This window comes from Chryseobacterium sp. 2P (assembly GCF_059579425.1).
The window spans coordinates 4,265,923-4,290,915 of the sequence record NZ_CM184194.1 but is presented as its reverse complement, the minus strand read 5'-3'; the positions used below and the strand labels follow the sequence as shown (position 1 = coordinate 4,290,915).

Below are 24,993 nucleotides of genomic sequence, written 5' to 3'. Positions count from 1 at the left end.
TTAAAAAGGAAAATCGTCGTCATCATCAAAATCATTCATTGAAGATCCTGAAAGTTTTGAACTGTCCGGAAGATCAAAAGCTGCACCCGGCTGAATTGTTGTTTTAATTTTATCAAAACCGCTAGGTTCCTGCTTTCCAAAGTTGGAAGGATATCGTCCTCCGCTCATTCCTCCGTCAAAAGCAGCCTCAATATCACCGAACTTCGCAAAATGTTTTAAGAAAGATAAACGCACATCGGCAGTTGCACCATTTCTGTGTTTTGCAATAATCAATTCCGCCTGATTTTCTGTTGAGGTTTCCTGTCCTTCTTCATCGTTGTCCCAAACCGTAATTTTATAATATTCCGGTCGGAAAATAAAAGATACAATATCTGCATCCTGCTCAATTGCTCCGGATTCCCTTAGATCGGAAAGCTGAGGTCTTTTCCCCGGACGTGTCTCCACACTACGGGAAAGCTGCGAAAGTGCAATGACAGGAACATTAAGTTCTTTGGCAATGGCTTTTAAAGATCGTGAAATCATGGAAATTTCCTGTTCACGGTTTCCTCCTCCTTTTCCGCCGCTTCCGGCAGTCATCAGCTGAAGATAATCGACCATGATGAGCTTTACACCATGCTGCATGACAAGTCTTCGGCATTTGGCGCGGAAGTCGAAAATAGACAGGGAAGGTGTTTCATCAATATATAAAGGGGCATTTTCCAGTTCGGAAACATTGGAGAAGAGTCTTTCCCATTCTTCATCATCCAAAGTTCCTTTTCTGAGTTTTTCTGATGAAATTCTTGTTTCGGAAGCAATCATCCTTGTGATAAGCTGTACCGATGCCATCTCAAGCGAGAATAGAGCCATAGGAATTTTGTGTCCCACTGCAATATTTCTTGCCATCGACAGAAGGAATGCTGTTTTCCCCATCGCCGGACGTGCTGCAATAATAATAAGGTCGGAGTTTTGCCATCCTCCGGTTTCTTTATCTACATCGCGGAAACCGGAAGGAACTCCGGAAAGTCCTTCTTTATCTTTTAGAGATTTAATGGTGTCGATTGCCTGTTTTACCAATGAATTGGCAGTATCGAATCCTTTTTTAATGGTTCCGTTTGTGATTTCGAAAAAAGACTGTTCGGCTTTATCCAGAAGTTCAAAAACGTCTGTTGATTCTTTATAGGATGCGTCAATTACGTTTGCCGAAACATTGATTAAGCTTCGAAGAATATATTTTTCAAGAATAACGCGGACGTGATATTCAATATGGGCAGAAGAACTTACTCCCATCGTAAGATCGATGATGTAGCTGTCTCCGCCGGCAGAGCTTAACTTGCCTTCTTTTTTAAGCTCCTGAATAATCGTCATTAAATCGACAGGCTGGTTGCCTTCGTATAATTTTAAAATGGTAGAAAATATGACCTGATGTCTCGGATCGTAGAAAACTTCAGGGGTAAGCAAATCTATCGAATGATCGAGTCCTTTTTTATCAATTAAAAAAGTACCAATCACCAATCGTTCAAAATCCAGAGCATTGGGAGGCATTTTCCCGTCTGCAATGGAGAGTTCTTTTGCAAAATTTCCGTTCGTCAAAGAAGATAATGTTTCTTTCTGCGCCATAATAGTGCAAAGATAGTTTTTTTGAAAAGCAAATGAAACGGAGTAACTAACAAAAAATTGTGGATAACTTTTGAAACCTTTATCCAGAAGGGTTTTGCGAAGAGCAAAAAAAATCACCTCAAAACTGAGGTGATTTAATGTTCTGAAAATCAGATTGAATTATTACTGAATGTTTTTAACCAAAACCCAGCCGCTGTATTTCGTCTGTGTATTGCTTTTGTCATTTTCTGTCCACGTAATCGTGTACCAGTATGTTCCTGTAACAATTTTCTTACCACCGGAAGTTCCGTCCCAGGTGTAATTTCGGATCTTGTCTGCTTTATAAATCATGTTTCCGTATCGGTCGTAAACCGTGAAAACGAGATCTTTTTTATAAGCCAAAGCAGAATAATCGATGTAGTCGTTTTTGTTATCTCCGTTTGGTGTGATCGCATTCAGAAGATTAGGAACAGTTACCTGAACGCTAATCGGGCTACAGTTATAAGCATCTTTTACATAAGCTTTATTTTCACCTCTCGGAAGACCTGTGAATACATTGGAATCCTGCCAGTTTACTCCGTCGATAGAATATTTATAAGGTGCTTTTCCTCCTGTTACGTTGATTGTAAATGAATCGTTATTGATATCTATACTTGTAATAACTGGTTGTACCGAAGCAGTAACCTTTACCTGCTGTAATGTCCAGCATTTTCCTGTTTTCAGTTTTACAGTATATGTTCCTGCAGGTACATTTGAAATAGATTGTGTTGTTGCTCCAGTGCTCCATTCGTAAGCATCAAAACCAGGTCCTGCGTCTAGTGTTGTTTTATCTTCAATACAGATGATCTTGTCTTTAAGAACAGCGGATTGTACCGGAGGTAAAACTTTCAGGTTGATTTTCGCAATGGCATAACAGTTCTCTATGCTGATTACTTTTACATACACTACTCCTGTTGTTGAAATGTATGTTGTAGGATTTAAGATTTCATTGGTTCCTGCAATGGCGTCCGCCTGAGTTTTGTAATATCTCTTCGTTTGTCCTGTCTGTGTAGTTACACTTGGCGTTGTCAGGTTAAATGATGCTGTGGTTACATTAGATTCGATATAACATTCTTCAATAGAAGCATCATTTACTGTTACTACCGGATTAAACTGTAAACTAATCTGGTTGTAACCTGTACATCCCTGAGGATTTCTTACTCTTACATACACTGTTTTCGGTGCTGCAGAAGTATAAGCCGCAGGATTTGTAATTTCGTTGGTTCCTGCATTAAGGTCCGCTAATGTAGGATAATATTTTTTAGTAACGTTTGTAGATGTAGGGTAAACATCAGGAGCTGTTAAATCAAAGACGCCTGTTCCTGCATTATTGTTGTTACAAGCTTTTACTGTAGCCGGAACGACAGCAAGGGCAGGTAAAAACTGCAGGGTAATCTCTGCATTGGCACTACATCCTTCAGTAGTTGTAACTTTTACAAAAACTGTTTTTGGAGCCTGTGATGCATAAGAAGAAGGAGTGGTAATTTCATTGGTTCCTGCGGTAAGGTCTGACATTGTAGGATAGTATTTTTTCACAACATTGGTTGGTCCGTATACGTTTGCAGAATTTAGATCAAAATAACCGATTCCTGTATTATCATAATTACACGAAGTGATGGTGGCATTATTTACAACGATATTACCCGATCTGAATTTGAATTTTCCAACCTGGAAACAACCATTTACAGGGTTATTTGCGTTGTTGGGATCTACATATTTAATTCTGTAATAATAGGTGGTAGCATTTACCATTATCGGAGTTGTAATAGGTGCTGTTCCCGTAATGGCGTCGTTACTTGTTAAATGATATGTTACAGAAAAGTTCGGATTACCGTTAATAATTCCTGCAGACAATGTGCTGAAATCAAACATGGATGGTAAAGCACATTTAAGAATTTCGTTCGGATCAGAAGGGTTTGCAGCAGGTGTTCCCGGTGCAATGAACGGATTCGGCGTTAAAGCAGGATTGTTGAATGCTGAAGTTAAAGAAGCAGTTCCTCCCCACGTTAAAGAAAATCCGTATGGATTACTCGGAATATAGTTATCAATAAGCAGATAATAAGTTTCTCCTGCAATTACATTCAGCGGAGTTTCCCATTGGCTTCCCGTGATGGTTGAACTTAATCCTGTAGGACCACTGAGTCCTGAAAAGTTACATTTAATAGCATTCCCGAAATCCCATGTGGCGCAGTTGATATTAGGTCCGTAAACGGCAAAATCATAGTCATAATGCGTTACTCCCGGAACGGTATTGGGGGTGATCGTGAATTCTATGGTTCCGGTTGTAGCAGCAGTAAAATAGTACCATACGGAATAGTGTTCTACATCCAGGCAGCTTGCGGAAGTAGCTTCCTGAACAGTTCCTGAGCTACTCGGATTATAAGAAATGTCTGAATTTCCACAAACAGGAATTGCTGAAATACAATCTGATTGTGAGAAAACCATTTGCGACAAGAATAAGATAGTCAGCAGTAATAATTTCTTCATTAGAAAGATTTTAAAAAAAATTAAACTTTATGATGTGAAAAAAACCGCTTGAGAAAAGCGGTTTTTTATCTGTTAGCAATATTTATTCTCTGTTTTTTACCATTACCCATCCTGAGAATTTGAATGGGGTATTCTTTTTATCATTCTCTTTCCATTCTACAGTATACCAATAGGTTCCGGTAGGTATTTTTTTACCTTTTGTGGTTCCGTCCCATTTGTATCCGTTAGATTTATCAGCCTGACCTACTTTTACTCCGTATCTGTCGAAAATACTTAGTACAAGACCTTGTTTTCCGGCTAAAGCAGAGTAGTCGATCACGTCATTTACACCATCTCCGTTTGGAGTAATTACATTGATTAAGTTCGGAACAACTACTGTTACCGTAAGCGGATCGCAGTTATAGCCGTCTTTTACATAAACCATATTGTCTCCTCTGGCAACATTTTCGAAAACGTTAGAATCCTGCCATTTGATTCCGTCTAAAGAATATTTGTAAGGAGCAGTTCCTCCGATTACATTTACAGTTATTGTATTGTTTGTAATATCAATGCTGGAAATTACCGGTTGTTCAGAAGGGTAAACTTTTACAGTCTGTCTTGTAACGCAGTTTCCTGTTTTAAGCTCAACCCAATACGTTCCTACAGTTACATTGTTAATAGCCTGTGTTGTAGCTCCTGTACTCCATTTGTAAGCTGTAAATCCAGGACCTGCATCTAATGTCGTCTTATTTTCCATACAGATAATCTTATCTTCAAGCACACTAGAATATACCGGAGGAAGAACAACCAGTGTTACTTTTGCTACTGCATAACACCCGTTTCCATTGGTCACTTTTATATAAGCTACACCGTTTGGAGCAATATAAGTACTAGGATTTAATATCGCGTTGGTTCCGTTGATAGCATCAGTAAGAGACGGATAATATGTTTTTGTTCCTGCCTGCGTCGTTACAGGTGCTAAAGTAAGGTCGAAAGAAGCTGTTGCAGGATTTGTATCAATATAACAAGATCTTAATGTGACATCTGTAACTACAACTACCGGGTAAAAGTTTAATGTAATTTTTGCAATATCAGAACATCCTAAGTTGGTTGTAATCTTTGCATAAACATCTCCTGTTGCAGAAGTGTAAGCTGTAGGATTCAAAATCTCATTAGTTCCGTTAGTAGCGTCTGTAAATGTTGGATAATACTTTGTAACGTATGTATAATTCGGGTTTGGAGTATATAATGTTGTTGTGGTAAGGTTATACACTGCAACTCCGTTATTGTTGTTATTACATGCTGTTAAACTCGCATTTGTTGCTTTAAAGGTAACATCTTTAAACTTGAATGCGTTAACGTTGAAGCATTTATTGGTAGGGTTATTAGGATTTGTTGGATCCTGATAACGGATAGTATAATAATAAGTACTGGTCGTATTAACAATAATTGGCGACGTAATTGCGTTGGTATCCGCTAAAGCATCGTTAGACGTTTTGTAGTATTTTACATAAAAGTTAGGGTTACCGTTAACAATATTAGCACTATTAGTCTGGAAGTTGTAAGGTGCTGAAATATCGCATACCTCGATGATTCTAGGATCTGAAGCAGTAGCTCCCGGAATTCCTATAGGATTAAACGGATTGGGCTGAATTGCCGGATCGTTGAATGGTGAAGTTAATGTAGCGGTACCTCCCCATGTTAATGAAAAAGCCATCGCCGCATTTGCTCCGGACCAGTTATCAACAATAAGATAGTAAGTTTCTCCGGGAAGAACATTCATTGCAGGACTCCACGCTCCTGAATTAGCCGTAAGACCGACCTGTAGTCCGGTCTGGTTTGGAAAAGGCTGCGCACCCGCATAATTACAACGGATCGGAGCACCTTTTGTAGCACATGTTTTATTAGGTCCGTACACAGCAAAATCATAATCTGCGGTATAAGGCGCCTGAGGAGTAATAGTAAAAGTTAATGTTCCTGCTGTTGCAACAGTGAATTCATACCACACGGAATAGTGTTCGTTCCCACTTAAACAGCTTCCGTTGGCATTTACCTGATCGTCCACGCTTCCCGAACCTGTAGGAAAATAAGAAATATCTGAGTTTCCGCATACTCTTATTGCAGTGGCACAATCGGACTGTGCAAAAAAGAATTGAGAAAAGATTAACAGTAATATAAGGTAGATTTTTTTCATAATAGTCGAATTTATCTTGATTATGACAGATTATTTAAGAATAGAAAGATAGTAACTGATGTCTTCTTTCCCCCAGTTCGGGTCCAGATTAGATTTTTTACTATACGTTTTAAATTTAGCCGCAGCAGAATTGAAATAAGTTTTTGCCAATTCTTTGTTGGAACTAAACGCAATCTCACCTTTTATTACATCAATCCTTGGATTGTTTTTGTCTTCAGATTCTGCTTTGGCAAGATATTCATTCGCTTTTGCTAAGTTGGCAGCACTGTCCGTGGAATTACCTGATGATTTAAGTAGATAAATTTGAGACAAAAGAATGTTAGCTTCAGCATTATTCGGATTTTTCACAAATACCCCGGCAAGATATTTTTCTGCCAGCCCTGAAGTTTCTTCAATATTTTGCACATTACCTTGTCTCTGAGCACTGATTTCTGCTCTTACTAATGATAATGCAGTGTAATAATATGCTCTCCAGTCTTCTTTTTTTGTTTCAGTACCTCTGGAAAGTGTGTTCACATATTTCATGAAATACTCTTTAGACTGCTGAAAGTCTTCAGTTTTTTTAGCAGACTCTAATTTTACAATCTGAGTCTCCAGCCCTTTCTCAGCGGAGGTTTGAGCAAAGCTGTAGGCAGCCACCACCATAGAAAGGAGAATAGATAATTTTTTTACCATAATAGAAAATATTTTGTAGACAAATATAAAAAATTATTAACTTTAATTTGAAGTTTTTAAGATTTATTTAATAAAAACGCGTATATTACTCTAATATTGCATTTTTCTCAATTTTGGATTTGTTGTTCCTACGATCAGTGCAACCAAAACTGTCATGGTTCCTCCGAATACTACAGAACGTACAACGCCCAGTAATTTTGCAGATAATCCGCTCTCAAACTGCCCCATTTCGTTACTGGACATAATGAAGATAGAATTCACACTCAGAACCCTTCCTCTGATATTGTCAGGCGTTTTCAGCTGAACAATAGTTCCTCTTATGACTACCGAAATCCCGTCCAGCATTCCGCTCATCACAAGGAAAAGGAATGAAAGCCAGTATAAATTCGAAAGCCCGAAACCGATAATACAAAGCCCGAAACCTGTAACCACACCAAGCAAAATCTTACCCTGGTTTTTTCTTAACGGAATAACCGATAAAATGGTAATGATGCACATTGAACCTATATCGGATGCGGCATTCAGTAACCCGAATCCTTCCGCTCCTACTTTCAGAATATCTGTTGCATACACCGGAATCATGGCAACGGCTCCCCCAAAAAGGACGGCAAACATATCCAGACACAGCGCTCCGAGAATTTCTTTGGTTTTAAAAATGTAAGAAATTCCCTCCCGCATACTATCCATAACGTTAATATTCTCTTTTTTGTATTCGGAATGTTGTTTTTTTAACTGAAAAAAGAATAAAGAAGCCAGAAAGATCAGAGAAATAATAACAACAAGCGTCCATTTTACACCGAAATAGCCGATGAGGAAACCACCGACAGCGTGGCCGCAAACAGAAGAGATCAGAAATATTGCCTGATTTAAAGTAACAGCATTCGGGAGATTTTCTTTTTTTACGATTTTAGGAATCATTACAGGAATAATCGGTCCGATAAAGGCTCTCGCAATTCCTGTGAAAAAAATAACTCCATAAATGAAGTACGTGATTTCATGTCCCGAAAAATGCATTTTAACATTGAAAAAAGCAGGGATCAGCAAAAGACTGATTAAAAAAATGTATACATAATTGCAGATCAGAAGCAGCCGTTTTTTTTCATTCATATCAATAACATGACCGGCATACAAAGCGCAGCTTACGGCAGGAATTACTTCCGAGAGCCCGATTAAACCGATTGAAAAAGGATCTTTTGTTAACTGATACACCCACCATCCGAGTAAAGTAGCGAGCATTCTGAAAGCTAAAACAATAAAAAATCTGCCTGTAAGAAGGTTTCTGAATTCAACATTTTTCAATGTCTGAAGCGGGGTAAATGAAATCATCCGACAAAAATAGCCTCAAATATTAACTTGAGGCTATTGTTATGATCATTTTTTTAAATGAAAAATTAAATGAGACTTAAAAGATAAAATCTATTTTAGTCCGCTCTTGAAGCACTGAACACCAAAGCCGCAACTCCCGCTGCTCCGATAATGGTGGCTCCGGTTGTAATTCTTGCTTTTCTGCTGTCTCTCACGGCTGCAACATTAGCTTTAGGAATAGTTACTACTGTACTGTCTTTCTTTCCTTTCGTCCCGATAAGGTTATCTCCTTCCACGTTACGGAATAACATTTTTTGATTTTTGGAACCATCTCTCATCATTACAGTATATACTTTGCCTGCCTCCAGATTAGAATAATCATTTTTAGCAGTATCCATACTATATTTTGTGGTTGCACAAGATGAAATGACAAATAACGACGTTAATAAAGATGATTTTAAAAGTACAGATGCTTTCATTATTATTTTTTAGTTTTCCAAATTTATAATTTTTTTCGAATATACGTTTCCGGAATCAAAAAAATGTGCCTAAAGTTTATAAATTTCTAATAAATTGGCGATTTTTCTGTCATTTGCAAGTCTTGGCGTTTTGTTTTGTCCGCCCAGTTTTCCCTGAGACTTTGCATATTCGTGGAAAGCATTTTTCTTCAGAGCTGTGAGGTGAAGTTTCTGCAGAATATTTCCTGAAATTAAATCATCATAATACGTATTGCGCTTTCTGAGCTGGTCATCAAGTTCGCTCTTGAACAAATTTAAATTCTCCGGTTCTTTTTCAAATTCAATAAACCATTCATGATAAGGAAGTCCTTCAGTGGGATTTACCTGTGGCGCGAGATGAAACTCTGTAATCTGTGCAGGATATTTTTCCAGCGTGGCTTTCATGGCTTCTTCCACTTCAAAAGCAATAACGTGTTCTCCAAAAGCCGAGGTAAAATGTTTCGTTCTTCCGCTCACGAGAATTCTGTACGGATTTTTATCAATAAATCTCACGACATCTCCGATGGAATACGCCCAAAGTCCCGAATTGGTTGTTAAAATTAATGCGTAATCCTTATTCAGTTCAACATCTTTTAGCGTCAGTCTTTTTGTGGTATGCTGAACGGAGTCGAAGCGCCCGTATTCTTCCAGCGGAATAAATTCATAGAAAATTCCATGATTGGTTAAAAGCAATAAGCCTTCTTTCGTATAGTCATCCTGAAATGCAAAAAAACCTTCGGAAGCAGGAAAAGTCTGAACAATATCTACTTTTCCTCCTAAAAGTTCTTCCATTTTATCGCGGTAAGGTTCGTAATTAACGCCTCCTGTAACAATCAACTGAAGATTCGGGAAAATCTGCTTTATCTTTTTGCCGTGTTTTTCAATCAGCTTTTCAAAATACATAATCAGCCAGGGCGGAATTCCGGAAATCAGCGTCATATTTTCTTTTTCCGTTTCCACTACAATTTTATCCACCTTCATTTCCCAGTCTTCTATAATGTTGGTTTCCCAGCTTGGAAGTCTGCTTTTCTGTAAATAATCGGGAATATGATGGGCTACGATTCCCGAAAGTCTTCCGGTTTTTATTCCGTACACTTCTTCCAGTTCAGGACTTCCCTGTAAAAAGATCATTTTTCCCTGTACAAAATCGGCGTTGTTTTTTTTGGCAATATAATGAAACAGCGCACTTTGAGCTCCTTTTACCTGAAAAGGCATTCCTTCTTTTGAAATCGGGATGTATTTTGAGCCGGAAGTCGTTCCTGAAGTTTTGGCAAAATATTCAGGAGTATCGGTCCAGAGAATATTTGCCTGTCCCTTTTTTACCCTTTCAATATAGGGTTTAAGGTCTTCATAATCCGAAACCGGAACACGTTCCTGAAAATCTTTTACCGTTTTGATGTTTTCAAAATCATGTTCTCTTCCGAAAAGCGTTTTTTTTGCCGTTTCCGTTAAGGATAAGAGAAGCTTTTCCTGATCGTTTTCCGCATTTTTTTTGAACTCTTCTGCTTTCCGGACGTGGTTTTTCGCCCAGATCAAAGCTGCATATTTCTTTAGGAAGTTTACCATGGTTCAAATTTATAAATAACTGAACAACTGGCGGTCATTTTCAGAAAATAAGACACAAAAAAAACCGATGAATGAGTGTGCATCGGTTCTTCGAAATTTGATTATGAAAATAACAACTAATAATGTTGAGTTTACTTGTTTTCCTTGTACCTTTTATCAGGAGTACCGTCCTTTTTCAGTTTTTTGTTTTCCTTGTATCTTTTATCCGGAGTTCCGTCTTTTTTCATTTTTGCTGCGGTTGGCGCTGTTGCAGGTTTTACAGTAGCTGCCGGAGCAGGTTTAGCTGGCTTTACTGTTTTTACCGTTTGAGCTTTTGTTGCAGCCGGAGCCGTCTGTTGAGCGGAAGCAAGTCCAAGTCCTAAAACGATAGACATTGCAGTTAAAAATTTTTTCATAGAGAATTTGTTTGTTTTGTTGAATCAAAGGTAGAGAAAATTCCAACTGAAAAATCTATTTTTTTAAACTTAACTAAAGTTTATTACAGCTTAAAAAAAGATTAAATGATACATTTGATATGATGAAAAGGCAGGCGCAAAATACTTTAGTCGTAATTTTTGCTATCGGATTTGTAATCATTTATAAATCTCTGTACAAAGATGAAACGTATGAAGAAGAAATAGAGAAAAAAGAGATAAAATCTGTTGTTGCAAAGAAGTTTGTTAACTATGATAACCACGGCATTCATTACATTGTTTATGAAAAAGACAGTATCATGATTTCTGAAAGTTTGGATCAATACATAAGTGTTGGAGATTCAATTATTAAGCCTGAACAATCAACAGAACTTATCATCAAAAATACAGATAAGTATGTCAGATTGGATTTCAATAATCCCAATTTACTTCCTTTAAAATAAAAAACCTGCTTTCTCCGAAGAAAAAGCAGGTTCTAACATATGTATGAAAAGTTGGTTTATCGGGTGCAGTTCGCTGTCCAGGTTTTTCCATCTTTTATGTATAAAATTTTCAGATCGTTATTATCAATCCTGATGTACGATGTTGCAGTAGATCCTACCATAACCAGCGTGTTATCACCCTGTTTGTTAAATTCTACTCCGTTAAGATCCGGAATTCCGTTGGAGAATGCAAAGTTGTACTTTGTTCCGCTCGCAATTTTTGTTACAAATACACTTCCGTCATTGGAACTGATGTTGTTGTCGCTGTCGCTATAACCGACACTTCCTTTGTAGGTTCCTGCGAAAAAGTCATTGTTGGCAGGATCATCGTCGTCGCTGCATGAAACGGTCGTGACTACAAAGAATAGTAACAGGAATGCTCCTAAAATTCTGATTGCTTTTTTCATAATAATATTTCTTTAGTGGTTGTAGAAGGGTTTATCCAAACAAAGTGCCATGTGGTAGGAGTAAATTTTTTTTAACTTTTAATTTAAAATTTTAGTAAAAAATTAAGAATTTTGAAGCGTTTAAAAACTTTCCAACTTCTTAAAAGAAAAATATTTATCCTTATCTTTGTACAGCCAAAACGGTTTCGGAAAACTCCCGAAATCGCTTTTTGCGTTCATACCAAATTATCTATGCAATTAAAAACCATCAGCGAAAAATTTCTTCCAGAGCTTCTTCAGAAAGAATTCGGAAAAGAGATTTTTATTCAACTGGAAAATAATCAACATATTTCTGTAAAAGGAAGCGCGGGTTCTTCGGTTTCTATTTTTGTAGCCGAATTATTTCTTACCCAAAAGAAAACCATTCTTTATATTCTGGATGATAAGGAAGACGCTTTATACGCGAACACAGAAATGGAAGATCTGTTGGGAAAAGATAAAGTACTCTATTTTCCGGCGACTCATCTGGAACCGTATCAGGTGGAAAAAACGCAGAACGCCAATCTTGTTCTGAGAACAGAGGTTATCAATAAAATCACATCCGGAAAATCTCCGCGTGTTATTGTTGCATATGCGGGAGCTTTGTCTGAAAAGGTTTTAAAAAAGGAAGATTTTAAAGCGATTTCGCATCATATAAGAGTTGGCGATCAGCTGGATTTTGATTTTGTGGATGAATTGCTGAATCATTATCATTTCCAGCAGGCAGATTTTGTTTCAGAGCCAGGAGAATTTTCCGTAAGAGGAGGAATTGTTGATGTTTTTTCGTTCTCCAATGAAAAACCATACAGGATCACATTTTTCGGAAATGAAGTGGAAAGTATTAAAACTTTTGATATCGAAACTCAGCTTTCGATTGACAAAGTGAAGGATTTTCAGCTAGTTTCCAATATGAATTTTACGGTAACGGGAAGCCGGGTTTCTTTATTACAATTGTTGCCCAAAGAGAGTTTTGTAATTTCTAAAAACGGAATTGTGGGAATGCAGCGTTTAAAAGCATTTTATGAAAAATCTCTGGAAAAATATGAAACATTAAGCAAGGACATTGCACACAGATCGCCGCAGGAATTGTTTATTTCCGATCAGGAATTTCTGTTTGACTATAAAAAATTTAAAACGGTTGATTTCGGAAGTGTTTCTATTGAAGGACTTATTGAATTATCAGAAATGAAGATAGACCAGACTTCACAGCCTGCTTTCAATAAAAATTTCGAACTGTTAATTGAAGATCTTGAAGGCAAACAGAATGAAGGCTTCGATACATGGATTTCTTTTTCCACAGAAAAACAGAAAGAAAGATTGGAATTGATTTTTGAAGAGCTGGAACACAAACTTCCTTTTAAAAGTTTTAAATCTGAACTTCATGAAGGGTTTGTAGATAATGACCATAAAATTCTGGTCTACACCGATCACCAGATTTTCGACCGTTACCAAAGATACAAGGCTAAGAATACCTTTGCCAAATCTGAGCAGTTGACACTGAAGGATTTAATGTCTTTGAAAATCGGAGATTACATTGCCCATATCGATCACGGAATCGGGAAATTCATGGGACTGGTAAAGGTGAATAATGACGGGAAAATTCAGGAATGTTTTAAACTGACGTATAAAAACGGAGACTTATTATATGTAAGCATTCATTCTCTTCATAAAATTTCAAAATACAACGGTCCGGAAGGAAGAGAGATTGTACTGAGTAAACTCGGATCTCCAACATGGAAATCTTTAAAACAGAAAACAAAAGCAAGGGTAAAACAACTGGCTTTTGATTTAATAAAATTATACGCTCAACGAAAATCTGCGAAAGGTTTTGCCTACACTCCGGATTCTTATCTTCAGAATGAGCTGGAAGCAAGTTTTCTTTACGAAGATACTCCGGATCAGGAAAAAGCAACCATCGATGTGAAGAAAGACATGGAAGCCGATACGGTGATGGATCGTCTTGTTTGTGGAGACGTAGGTTTCGGTAAAACGGAAGTTGCGATTCGTGCCGCATTCAAAGCGGCGACAGACGGAAAGCAGGTTGCTGTTTTGGTTCCCACCACGATTCTGGCTTTTCAGCATTACAGAAGTTTTAAAGAAAGACTAAAAGATTTTCCGGTGAATGTGGCGTATGTGAACCGTTTCAGAACAGCAAAACAGAAATCTGAAACCCTTGCAGCTTTAAAAGAAGGAAAAGTAGATATTATTATAGGAACACATCAGTTGGCAAGCAGCTCTGTAAAGTTTAAAGATTTGGGATTGCTGATTATTGATGAAGAGCATAAGTTCGGAGTTTCAGTAAAAGATAAGCTGAAAACTTTAAAAGCAGATGTTGATACTTTAACATTAACGGCAACGCCAATTCCGAGAACGTTACAGTTCTCTTTGATGGCAGCGAGAGATTTATCCGTAATTAAAACGCCGCCACCAAACAGACAGCCTGTGGAAACACAATTAATTGGCTTTAACGAAGAAATTCTGAGAGATGCGGTTTCCTACGAACTTCAGCGCGACGGACAGGTTTATTTCATCAACAATAGGATTGAAAACCTGAAAGATATTGCAGGGCTGATCCAGAGACTGGTTCCGGATGCAAGAGTAATTACGGGACACGGACAGATGGAAGGAAAACAACTGGAGAAAAACGTTCTGGATTTCATGGAAGGAAAATATGATGTACTGGTTTCTACAACCATTGTGGAAAGTGGAGTAGATGTTCCGAATGCGAATACCATATTTATTAATGATGCACAGCGTTTCGGGATGGCAGATCTTCACCAGATGAGAGGTCGTGTCGGGCGAAGCAACAGAAAAGCGTTCTGTTATCTTATTACGCCGCCTTATGATATGATGACTTCCGATGCCAGAAAACGTCTGGAAGCTATTGAACAGTTTTCGGATCTCGGAAGCGGATTCCAGATTGCGATGAAGGATCTTGAAATTCGTGGAGCCGGAGATTTACTGGGAGCGGAACAGAGTGGGTTTATTAACGAAATGGGGTTTGAAACTTACCAAAAGCTGATGCAGGAAGCTTTAGAAGAGCTGAAAGACGATCAGGAATTTGAAAATCTTTTCGAAAACGAAGAAGAAAGGAACAAATTATTTAAAACCACAAAAGACGTTAATATTGATACGGATCTTGAACTGATGCTTCCGGACTGGTATATTTCAAATACGGAAGAAAGATTACTGCTTTATCAGAAACTTGCGGAAATAGATAATGAGGCAAATCTGAATAAATTTGAATCTGAACTGATCGACCGTTTTGGAGAATTGCCGAAAGAAGCTGTAAATCTATTGAAAAGTGTAAGCCTGAAGTGGCTTGCTTCAGATATAGGTTTCGAAAAGATTGTTATGAAAAACGGTGTTTTTTTAGGATATTTTCCGGGAAATCCTCAGGATAAATTCTACCAGACGAATAAATTCAGGACTATCATTAATTATTTAACGAAGAATCCTAAAGAAGCACAGTTGAAAGAGAAGACAGGAAAGGAAGGAAATCAGCTGATGATGAGGAAAGACAGAGTAGGGAATGTGGATGAGGTGAATGATCTTTTAAAAACAATTCTGAAGAGTGAAGTTTAATTGAACAGAATACTATTTTATACTGCCGTGTTGTTATTTGCGACGCGGCATTTTATTTTAATATTCCGGAAAGGTATCTGTAATACAGATTTTTACATCACTAATATTAATAATTCTTAATATTGAGACAAATTAGAATAAAAATCTTTCAGAAACATGATTTTTATCGTGTTTTTATTCTGAACTATTATCGAAAAATTTGGATCATAAAATCGAATTTATTTTAGGTTTTAAAACGTTTAAATACTATAATTCTTCACTATTTATGGATAAATTTACAAGCTTGTGTAAAATTGTCTGTTATTTATAAATGTTTGTATATCAATAAAATAAATGTTTGTTTGTGAGTCATTTATTTTAATACAATTTCAAATCTAATTCCTTATTTAGAGACATTAAAGTGAGGGTTTTTGAATTTTCGCTTTAATCCTAACAGTTGTTAGTAGTAATAATTCTAATTTCAGTCTGTTTTCAGCTATGCTGTAATTAGTTAATTTCTATCGTTTTACGTATTTCTACTCTACTTTTTGTGTGTTTTTTTATTTATCTTTGCAGTCCCTTATTATGAAAAAGACTATAAATAGCTGTGTAGCCGGATTATTATTTTCTGTTCAGGCTTACGCTCAGGTGGGAATTGGTACCAGTACTCCCAATTCTGTTCTCGATGTAAACGGGAAAACCACCTTAAGAAAAGAATTGAGAGTTGGAGGTACTACAACAACGCTGGGTAATCCCGGTTTGAACGGACAGGTCCTTGTTTCTCAGGGCGAAGGTCTTACACCAAGCTGGAGATCGATCAATGTTTCCTTTATGGAAGAAGGTCAGTATAAGCTCATTAACTCGTATTTATCTTCCGATCAGGTGGGTATCAGTACGTTATCTAACGGAGTCGCTGCAGACGGAATTTATAAGAATTCTGTAGGAAACGACATTGCTGATGTTACCAACGGTATCTGGGTGAAAATTGCGGGTCTGGAAAATAATTTTACCATTAAAAACGGAAGAAACAGGCTTACCTATCAGTTCCAGACAGGAATTGAACTGAAAGCGCCTGTTGCTACGACTTCCCAAAGTGTTACTTTTGCCTGTGGTATATTCCGAAACAATAAGCTGGTTGCAGTACGTCCTGATAAAGTTACTTCCAACAACAATACTGAGAAAGGAGGTTTTCAGGATTATATCTTTACACTGAACTATACGGAGCAGAACGTTCCTGTAGGTACTCAGAAAATTGAGGTTGCGTGTAGAAAGATTGAATCTTCCAATACAGATTCCCAGTTCACCATCGGAAGGAATATATCCAATACCAATACAATTTCCAATGCATTCACTCTTGAGTCTGATCTCAAAGTGGATATTATTGAATATGTAACCTATAAAAGTAACTAAACCCACCAATGAAAAAAATATTTTTAACTTTCTGTATTTCTGCAGGAATCCTTTCTTCTGCACAAATTGGTATTAAAACTCCCACTCCCAAATCTACACTTGATGTAAACGGTGATGTTAATTTCAGAGATAAATTGTCTGTTTTCAATCCTACAGATAACAGTATTTCTCAGGGAAATAACGATCAGATACTTGTTTCTCAGGGAGCAGGAAATCCTCCTATCTGGAAATCACTTCGTATTCCGGAATACGAACCTAATAAATTTTATTTGATTTTTAATAATTCATTTTCAGATAAAACTGGGATTACATTTTCCAGTACGGAAGAATCTACCAATGGTGCCAACAGATCTACCACCCTTGTGAAAGATACAAATTACAGCAGTCTGAATCAGTTTAAGAAAATAACGTCTTTATCGCAGCCATTTCTTGTATACAGTACAGAAAGCAAGACGTATTTTCAGTTTGAAACGGTAGTGCAGGCAGATTTTCCGGCAAATACTTCTCCGGATATTTCCATAGATTATGCGTGCGGAATTTTTGTAGACGATAAACTGGTTAACCTCAGACAGAGAAATCTGAAAGCAAGTAGCGCTACCAATACATTTATTACGCATAACCAGATCGGGATGGTACAAAATCTTTCAAAAGGACAGCATACGGTAAGTGTGGCGTGCTCCAGATTAAAATCTTATAACACTTCGGCAAATTTAGGTATTGGAATTAATGTCGCTACCAATATTGACAGCTTTATTACCCAGTCTTCGCTTAAGGTAGATGTTTATGAAGTACCGCAAGTATTTAATTCAATTTTAAACTAAATCATGAAAAAAATAGCTTTAGTAATATTTTCTGCATTCTCAATAGGATATTATGCTCAAGTCGGTATAAAGACCACAACTCCTGTAGGTACGCTTGATATAAACGGTGACCTCAATGTTAACAGGGAGTTGAGAATGGGAGGTACAAACATAATTAAAGGCTCAGCAGGAACAGCAGGAAGTATTTTCCATAATAATTCTGAGCTTGGCGTAAATGACTGGAAGAGCATAAAAATTGCAGACGGACAGGGGAGTATGGCTTTATTTTCCATGAATACCGTTTCAGATCAGACAGGAGCTACTTTTAGCGGCGCTAATGGTTCTACTTCTCCGTACACAGAAAATTCAGCAATTAATTCTAACTGGGTGGTGCTTACGGGAACTCAGGACACTTATTCGGTAACCAATCCAACCAATAAAGTAGTTTTCACTTTTCAGACGACAGCGCAGAAAACCAATAATTCGAATTCTTCTTCGGGATTCGCCTGCGGAATTTTTGTTGATGATCTTTTAAAAGCAGTAAGAACCGATGTTTTAATCGGGACAGATGGTTCTTATAAAATTTATAATATGAATGCAACTCTTACCAACGTTACTCCAAAAAACAACTATGCGGTAAAGGTTGCCTGTACAAAAAGGAACTTAAACAGCGGAACTCTGGGAATAGGTACAGCCGTAAATACAAACTTTCTGAATTCCGATATGTCTCAGTCAGTTTTAACAACATCTGTTTTACAGCCTTATTAAAAACTGTTTATTATTCATAAATTAAAATCTAAAAGCGAAAGTTTTTAGATTTTTTTTATTTTAAGACATATTTTTTTGATGATTTTAAGGCTTTGATAGGAGAAAATAAATTATATTTGACGGCATTAAAAATTAATAATATGACCAAAAATTACATCCTTTCAACTTTTGCCGCAATTGCCCTTGTTTTTGTGGTTTCTTGTGATAATACAACGGAAGATCCGCCCAACCAGAATAAAAATACTACTTCCGGAAGTACTATTACAGGTCCCCGAATTTTATCTAAAGTAAACAACGGAACAAAAGATCTGGAAGAGTATGTTACTAACGGAGGAGCGCTTTCTCAGGTTTTCGTAAGAGATGCTGCGTCCAGCAATACGCTTACTTCTACAGTAACGTATTCGGGAACTACAATTTCTCAGATAAAAATTCAGGATAATGTAACTCCGCACGTTACAGATAATACCTACGCACTTACGTATACAAGCGGAAAATTATCGGCATTTACAATGGATCAGACTATTATGGGACTTGCTAATCACAGTGATTTTACAGTATATTATGATGCTAATGGAGCACTTTACAGAATTGTTGAGAAGAAAAAAATGGCAGGAAGTACATCCTACACCCATTATACAGAGCTTAAATTTACTTTTTCGACAAACAATATCGTAAAAGCAGATTATACTACTATGCTGATGAGCGGCGGAACTCCTACTGCCTCAACAGCCTCTACAACTTCTTATCTGTATGAGAATTATGATGCTAAAATAAATCCATATACCACCCTGCCAAAAGAATATTTAATGGTGTCTTCCACCATGACGCAGATGAACTCTTATCTGCTGTCTTCCAATAATGTAGGGAAAGTTACCATACAAAATCCTGCAGGAGCTGCCATTTCCTATCCTAAAGGATATCTGTATGATTCACAGAATTATCCGGTTTCAGATCAGAGCCAGACAATTAAATATATCTATAAACCGTTATAAGTTATAATTATCTTTTAATAGTTTTGTGATAATATGAATAAAAACGTGATTTTTATTCAAAAAAAAATTATATTTGTGAAAAAATAAATAATCCCCTATTGGAATGAAACGACTTTTTTATTTTGTTTTACTATTGGTAGGTATTTCTACAATTCATTCTTGTAAAGATTTATTGGATGAAGACGGAAATCCTCTGGTGGATATTAATAACAATACAGGACTGAACGGTCCGAGAGCTTTATACAGAGAAATCACAGACTCAGACACTTTAGCGACTTATTATTATAACGGTCTGCAATTGTCGAAAGTAGTTACGGACAGTATGAATTCTACTGCGGACATAGCATGGAGCGGAGATAAAGTAAGCCGAATCGATTTCAAAGGATTTTTAGACCTTAACGGAAACGGAAAATTAGATAAAGACAGTGTAACCTTTACACAGCAGTTTACTTATGGAAGTACAGGAAGAATAGAAACCATCTCAGAAAACAGATCTTTCTTCAAAAGAAGTACCACATCTCCATATACTCCTACAGCACCGGGACCACAGACTCTGTACAAAAAGACAAAGTCTCTTTACACTTTAAAATATGCAGCTGCAACGGCTAAGCTGGATTCTATCATTATGAGAAACGGACCTGAAGCTTCAGGAACTCCATTTGTGTACACTTCTTATTCAAAAACTAAGTATGAATATACAGGGGATAACGTTTCTAAAGTAACAAGAAACTATGGTCCAATGGGTTCTACAGGAACGATGGGAGCAGCAACCACAAAGTTGGGGTATGAGTTTACAAACTACGATACTAAAATCAATCCGTTTACTTTAATTCCTGCAGCTTACAAAATTTCAAGATTACTCTCAACAGACGCTAATGATGTAAGAAGCTGGATTTTGTCACCAAACAGCCCACAGAGATATTCTGTTACGGATTTAATGACACCGGTTCCTACTCCGAAAGTATTCTCAACAAATTACAATTACGATGCACAAACCTATATGCAAAAAGGATATGGTGTAAATTACATCTACAAGCCATTGTAAAAATTTGTTTTTAAAAATAATAAAAACTCAATCTTCATGAAGGTTGGGTTTTTTTATTTGAAATCCCTTAATTTTGCAAAAAATTTCTTCATGAAATATTTAATAGTCGGCCTTGGAAATAAAGGTGCGGAATACGAAAATACACGTCACAATATAGGATTTAAAGTTGCAGACAAACTAGCGGAAACCATGGAGGTTTCTTTCAATACCACCAATTTCGGATGGATGGCAGACGGAAAGTACAAAGGAAGAAGAGTTTTGGTCTTAAAACCGGATACTTATATGAATCTTTCCGGAAATGCAGTCCGCTACTGGATGCAGAAAGAAAACATTCCTTTGGAAAATGTCCTCATTGTAACAGACGATTTAGCTTTGCCTTTTGGAACCTTGAGAATGAAAGGTAAAGGTTCGGATGCAGGACACAACGGACTGAAAAACATCAACGAAGTACTACAGACCCAAAATTATGCGCGTCTGCGTTTCGGCATTTCGGCAGATTTTTCGGAAGGAAGACAGGTGGATTATGTTTTGGGAACGTGGAATGAAGAAGAAAACGAAAAGCTTCAGGAAAGAATTGAGAAGTTTTCTAAAGCCTGTCTGTCATTTGTATTTGCAGGAATCAATAATACAATGTCTGCATTTAACGGAAAATAAATTTCTCTATACGATAAAACAAAACCTCCATTTCCGGAGGTTTTTACTATTTGTAAACGACAATATCTTTTATAATTTTCTTTTCAAAGAAATTTCTTTCATTAATTGTAAAGCGGTAATTGTGTTCCTGTTCGAAAAATTCTATTGGTGTTACAGGAAGATTGTCTGTTTTCCATTTAATGATAAAGCTGACTTCATTCGGGGAATTTACCTCTTTATCCGAAAACCTGAAAATCGTACTCGGAAGAGTATTTTCATTATCTTCTTTAATGTCGGATTTTGCTTTTTTAAACTGAAGCTGCGTCATGTCTTTCAGCAATAAAGAAAAAGGCTTTCCAATATATTTTTGTTTATTGGTTTCAAACTTTTTTGCGTAAGATAAAGTATCGGAAACCGTTTTTTGAGCATTTAAAGCCGTATTAAGAAACAAAAAGAATGTTACCCCAAATATATTCAACAGTATTTTCATGAAGAGGAAATTAAAAATCAAAAGTAAGATTTTACAGACTATTTTCTTTGAATATTTTTAAAAATTATCTGTTTAAATAGAAAACAAAAGACCACCGAAATCCGATGGTCTTTGCGATTGTACTTTACAAGAATTTCCAATCAGTTTATCTAACTATAACATTTCTTATGCTAACCAGGTTACAACACCTGTTTCCACATCGTAATTGGCTCCCACGATCTTAATTTTTCCTTCTTCCTCAAGTTTTCTAAGGGTGGAACTCTGCTTACGGATATCATCAATCGCATTAATTACGTTATGCTGGTTCAGTCTTTCCAGAAGATCTGCATTGGCAGAAGAACGCTCTTCTCCTTCCTCGATAATATCGTTGATAATCGGGTTGAAATGATTGATCAGGTGGTTAAGATTATCCATTCCCAATCCTTCGATTTTTGCTGCATCAAGACCGCCTTTTAAAGCGCCGCATTTCGTGTGTCCCAAAACCACGACAAGCTTAGAACCTGCAACATTACAACCGAATTCCATAGATCCTAAAATATCCTGATTAACAAAATTTCCCGCAATTCTGATGCTGAAAATATCTCCTAATCCCTGATCGAAGATAAGCTCTGCAGAAGTACGGCTGTCGATACAGCTTAACACCACTGCAAATGGCCATTGTCCTTCACGGGTTGCGTTCACCTGCTCCAAAAGATCTCTGTTAGCCTTTAAGTTATTTACAAATCTCTGGTTTCCTTCCTTTAAAAAGTTTAATGCTTTTTCAGGAGTAATAGTCGACTGTGTTTCGTATGTATGTGCTTTCATATAATTTTTATTAAATTGAATTTTTTAAAGGTATAAAATTTATTGTTTTTGAGCTTACATCGCTCTTTTATGTGTAATTAAAATGTGAGACTCTTCATCTCTTTCGTAGTCCCTATATGAAGTTTTAAATCCTAATAATTCAACCGTAATGTCTTCTTCCTTTGCGCGGATATTGGCAAAATCCTGAATCATTTCCAGAACATCAGTGGCAATATAGGATGTTTCCCTTGCATCAATGATGACTTTAGAATTCGGTTTAATGTTTTTTAATGTTTTTTTGATAGCTGCTTTGTTCAGGAAAGAAACTTCTTCCGCAAGCTTCATTTTTATTTCATCAGCATCATCCAGTTTTTCACGGCTTAAATAATAAGCTCTTTTCATATTTCCCTGAAGAATATAAAAAACGGAAATAGCAAGACCTATTCCAACGCCTTTCAATAAGTCGGTTGCGACAACAGCTACCACGGTTGCAATGAAAGGAATGAACTGGAATTTCCCTAAATGCCAGAAATGTTTAAATGTTGCGGGTTTTGCCAGTTTGTAACCTACCATAATTAATACTGCTGCCAAAGTCGCCAATGGAATTAAATTCAATACCAAAGGAATCGATAAAACGCAGATCAGCAACAGTACTCCGTGAATAATGGTTGATGCTTTTGAAGTCGCCCCCGAATTGGCATTGGCGGAACTTCTCACCACTACGGAAGTCATAGGAAGTCCTCCAATGAACGAACTTATTAGATTTCCGATTCCCTGAGCTTTTAATTCCAGATTGGTATCGGTAATTCTTCTCTGTAGATCCAGCCTGTCGGAAGCCTCGATGCAAAGTAGTGTTTCAATAGAAGCTACAATAGCAATCGTTGCTCCTGCAATCCATACTTTCGGATTGGTGAATCCGTTAAAATCCGGCATGGTCACAAGATTTTTAAAATCATCAAAAGACTGCGGAACGGGTAAGGAAACCAAATGCTGAGTCTGTATTTCCAGTGAACTTCCCGTCATTTTAAAGACCTGATTCAGAATAATTCCTGTTACAACGGCAACCAAAGCTCCCGGAAGCATTTTAATCCTTTTAAGAGCCGGAACTTTATCCCAGATAATCAGGATTGCTACCGAAATTAAAGTAATGATAATGGCGCCCGGCTGAACCGCTCCGAATAATTCTGTAAAATATCCGAAATTGAGGCCATTATCGAATATAGATTCATGTCCTTCATAATCCTTATCAAATCCCAAAGCGTGAGGAATCTGTTTCAGAATAATGATGATCCCGATTGCGGCAAGCATTCCTTCAATCACGTTATTAGGAAAGTAATTGGAAATACTTCCGGCTCTTATAAATCCTAAAATCAACTGCAGTACTCCTGCAATAATTCCGGCACAGAGAAAAAGCTCAAATGCGCCCAAATCTGTAATAGCGGTTAAAACAATGGCTGTTAATCCCGCTGCAGGACCGGAAACAGATATATTCGAATTACTAATGGATCCTACAACCAGTCCTCCGACAATTCCGGCAATAATTCCGGATAGAGGCGGTGCTCCCGATGCCAATGCGATTCCTAAACATAAAGGAAGCGCTACTAAAAATACCACGAGTCCTGAAGGGAAATTCTCCTTAATTCCTCCGATTAATGATGTTTTTTTCATGTAAAAATGCTGTGAATAGTGATCTGTTTTTTTGTAAACAGACCCATTATAAAGTTGGAAAATGTAATTTTTAATGCACGTGTTTATTCAATATCAATGTCATGACAAAGAATAGCTATCAAAAAAATCTAACGGTAAAAATTACGCTTCCGGAGGCGGAGAAAATATGGTAAGCAATGGAGACAGATGAAAAGAATCGTCTATGAGTACAAACGATCTGTCTTCCAGTGAAGGTTCATAAAACTTAAGATAATCAAATACATCCAAAGTTTTAGGAAGTGTTTTTTCGTAAACAGTAAAAGCTGAGAAATGGGAATGCGGCTCTTCTTCATTGATTATTACATTGGTTCTTGTAAGATCCCAACCAAAAACTGCGGCAATACCGGGTAGAGCCGTAAAGTTGAGAAAAAACAATAATGTAATAATACTCCAGAGTTTCATTTTACATTCTTTATATAAAAATTATTTGGTCTTTCTGCTCATCACCCAGTCTGAACTGGTAAGGTTATAAATTTTCTGAATGTCCTTTAATATTTTTTCAAAGTCTATTTCCAGATCGATGATCTTTCCTGTTCGAAGGTCGAAAACCCAGCCGTGAACTACGGGATATTCTTCTAAAATATATCTTTCCTGTACACAAGCCATTTTGATAACGTTAATGCACTGTTCCTGTACATTCAGTTCAACAAGTCTGTCATAGCGTTTGTCTTCGTCTGTGATAGAATCCAATTCAGCCTGATGTAATCTGTATACATCACGGATTGTTCTTAACCACGGATTCAGCAATCCTAAATCCTGAGAAGTCATCGCTGCTTTTACACCTCCGCAGTTGTAATGTCCGCAAACAATAATGTCTTTTACTTTAAGGTGTTCCACGGCATACTGAATAACCGCTGTAGAACTCATGTCTAAAGTATTCACCACATTGGCAATGTTTCTGTGAACAAAAACTTCCCCCGGTTTGGCTCCCATAAGTTCTTCTGCAGTCGCACGGCTGTCTGAACATCCGATGTAAAGATAATCAGGATGCTGGGTTTTGGCAAGATCATGGAAAAATTCAGGGTTTTCCGCAACTTTAGACTCTACCCATTTTCTGTTATTTTCAAAAATAGCTTTATACGACTGTGACATGAGGAGCTCTTTAAAGGGTTAATTATTTATTTAGTTTAAATTATTTCTAAAATTAATAGACTAAATCGATAA

At 37.0% G+C, this 24,993-nt stretch carries 22 protein-coding genes; 8 read left to right on the top strand and 14 right to left on the bottom strand.

Annotated elements, in window-relative coordinates; genetic code table 11:
- From dnaB to AC52CF_RS19595, 8 genes are all read right to left on the bottom strand, one after another.
- Complete coding sequence (dnaB, locus tag AC52CF_RS19630) at window positions 1-1,596, bottom strand: replicative DNA helicase (protein WP_214588236.1); 1,596 nt, start codon at window positions 1,594-1,596, stop codon at window positions 1-3.
- 162 nt (window positions 1,597-1,758) lie between these two features.
- Window positions 1,759-4,101, bottom strand: coding sequence for an FIDD domain-containing protein (locus AC52CF_RS19625; protein ID WP_496517583.1), 2,343 nt, complete (start codon window positions 4,099-4,101; stop codon window positions 1,759-1,761).
- A gap of 82 nt (window positions 4,102-4,183) precedes the next feature.
- Window positions 4,184-6,274, bottom strand: coding sequence for an FIDD domain-containing protein (locus AC52CF_RS19620; protein ID WP_375180980.1), 2,091 nt, complete (start codon window positions 6,272-6,274; stop codon window positions 4,184-4,186).
- Between the two features lie 30 nt (window positions 6,275-6,304).
- Complete coding sequence (locus AC52CF_RS19615; RefSeq protein WP_375180979.1) at window positions 6,305-6,949, bottom strand: hypothetical protein; 645 nt, start codon at window positions 6,947-6,949, stop codon at window positions 6,305-6,307.
- Window positions 6,950-7,039: 90 nt separating this feature from the next.
- Window positions 7,040-8,275 carry an MFS transporter gene (locus tag AC52CF_RS19610; protein ID WP_496517582.1) on the bottom strand — a complete coding sequence of 412 codons (1,236 nt, stop codon included), beginning with the start codon at window positions 8,273-8,275 and terminating at the stop codon, window positions 7,040-7,042.
- A 95-nt stretch (window positions 8,276-8,370) separates the two neighbouring features.
- Window positions 8,371-8,733: a hypothetical protein gene (locus tag AC52CF_RS19605; protein WP_087708697.1), complete on the bottom strand. Its 363-nt coding sequence runs from the start codon at window positions 8,731-8,733 to the stop codon at window positions 8,371-8,373.
- A gap of 69 nt (window positions 8,734-8,802) precedes the next feature.
- Window positions 8,803-10,317 carry a GH3 auxin-responsive promoter family protein gene (locus AC52CF_RS19600; RefSeq protein ID WP_214588240.1) on the bottom strand — a complete coding sequence of 505 codons (1,515 nt, stop codon included), beginning with the start codon at window positions 10,315-10,317 and terminating at the stop codon, window positions 8,803-8,805.
- Window positions 10,318-10,448: 131 nt separating this feature from the next.
- Window positions 10,449-10,712 (bottom strand): hypothetical protein, encoded by a 264-nt coding sequence (locus tag AC52CF_RS19595; protein ID WP_214588241.1) that lies wholly within the window; start codon window positions 10,710-10,712, stop codon window positions 10,449-10,451.
- Window positions 10,713-10,831: 119 nt separating this feature from the next.
- Here AC52CF_RS19595 and AC52CF_RS19590 point away from each other — a divergent pair, with 119 nt between their 5' ends.
- A complete protein-coding gene (locus AC52CF_RS19590; RefSeq protein ID WP_214588242.1) occupies window positions 10,832-11,173 on the top strand; it encodes a hypothetical protein in 342 nt (113 codons plus the stop codon).
- Between the two features lie 56 nt (window positions 11,174-11,229).
- Here the strand turns inward: AC52CF_RS19590 and AC52CF_RS19585 are convergent, their stop codons facing one another.
- Entirely contained in the window at window positions 11,230-11,619 is a 390-nt protein-coding gene (locus tag AC52CF_RS19585; protein ID WP_214588243.1) for a hypothetical protein, read from the bottom strand.
- 231 nt (window positions 11,620-11,850) lie between these two features.
- Here AC52CF_RS19585 and mfd point away from each other — a divergent pair, with 231 nt between their 5' ends.
- The 7 genes from mfd to pth all read left to right on the top strand — a co-directional run bounded on the left by mfd (window position 11,851) and on the right by pth (window position 20,870).
- Window positions 11,851-15,222, top strand: a complete 3,372-nt coding sequence (mfd, locus tag AC52CF_RS19580) for a transcription-repair coupling factor (RefSeq protein ID WP_214588244.1) — start codon at window positions 11,851-11,853, stop codon at window positions 15,220-15,222.
- A gap of 564 nt (window positions 15,223-15,786) precedes the next feature.
- Complete coding sequence (locus AC52CF_RS19575) at window positions 15,787-16,611, top strand: hypothetical protein (RefSeq protein WP_214588245.1); 825 nt, start codon at window positions 15,787-15,789, stop codon at window positions 16,609-16,611.
- An 8-nt stretch (window positions 16,612-16,619) separates the two neighbouring features.
- The gene (locus tag AC52CF_RS19570; protein ID WP_214588246.1) at window positions 16,620-17,432 is read left to right on the top strand and encodes a hypothetical protein; all 813 of its coding nucleotides are present in this window, start codon (window positions 16,620-16,622) and stop codon (window positions 17,430-17,432) included.
- Window positions 17,433-17,435: 3 nt separating this feature from the next.
- Complete coding sequence (locus tag AC52CF_RS19565) at window positions 17,436-18,179, top strand: hypothetical protein (RefSeq protein ID WP_214588247.1); 744 nt, start codon at window positions 17,436-17,438, stop codon at window positions 18,177-18,179.
- 140 nt (window positions 18,180-18,319) lie between these two features.
- Window positions 18,320-19,171, top strand: coding sequence for a hypothetical protein (locus AC52CF_RS19560; RefSeq protein WP_214588248.1), 852 nt, complete (start codon window positions 18,320-18,322; stop codon window positions 19,169-19,171).
- Window positions 19,172-19,274: 103 nt separating this feature from the next.
- Entirely contained in the window at window positions 19,275-20,216 is a 942-nt protein-coding gene (locus tag AC52CF_RS19555) for a hypothetical protein (RefSeq protein WP_235132580.1), read from the top strand.
- Window positions 20,217-20,306: 90 nt separating this feature from the next.
- Window positions 20,307-20,870: an aminoacyl-tRNA hydrolase gene (gene pth, locus AC52CF_RS19550; protein WP_214588250.1), complete on the top strand. Its 564-nt coding sequence runs from the start codon at window positions 20,307-20,309 to the stop codon at window positions 20,868-20,870.
- 46 nt (window positions 20,871-20,916) lie between these two features.
- Here pth and AC52CF_RS19545 read toward each other — a convergent pair whose 3' ends face one another.
- The 5 genes from AC52CF_RS19545 to AC52CF_RS19525 form a co-directional block, all read right to left on the bottom strand.
- Window positions 20,917-21,339, bottom strand: a complete 423-nt coding sequence (locus AC52CF_RS19545; protein ID WP_375180978.1) for a hypothetical protein — start codon at window positions 21,337-21,339, stop codon at window positions 20,917-20,919.
- A 165-nt stretch (window positions 21,340-21,504) separates the two neighbouring features.
- Entirely contained in the window at window positions 21,505-22,143 is a 639-nt protein-coding gene (locus AC52CF_RS19540; RefSeq protein WP_214588252.1) for a carbonic anhydrase family protein, read from the bottom strand.
- 54 nt (window positions 22,144-22,197) lie between these two features.
- Entirely contained in the window at window positions 22,198-23,790 is a 1,593-nt protein-coding gene (locus AC52CF_RS19535; protein WP_214588253.1) for a SulP family inorganic anion transporter, read from the bottom strand.
- Between the two features lie 141 nt (window positions 23,791-23,931).
- Entirely contained in the window at window positions 23,932-24,231 is a 300-nt protein-coding gene (locus tag AC52CF_RS19530) for a hypothetical protein (protein WP_214588254.1), read from the bottom strand.
- 21 nt (window positions 24,232-24,252) lie between these two features.
- Complete coding sequence (locus tag AC52CF_RS19525; RefSeq protein WP_214588255.1) at window positions 24,253-24,921, bottom strand: carbonic anhydrase; 669 nt, start codon at window positions 24,919-24,921, stop codon at window positions 24,253-24,255.
- Between the last annotated feature and the right edge of the window lie 72 nt (window positions 24,922-24,993).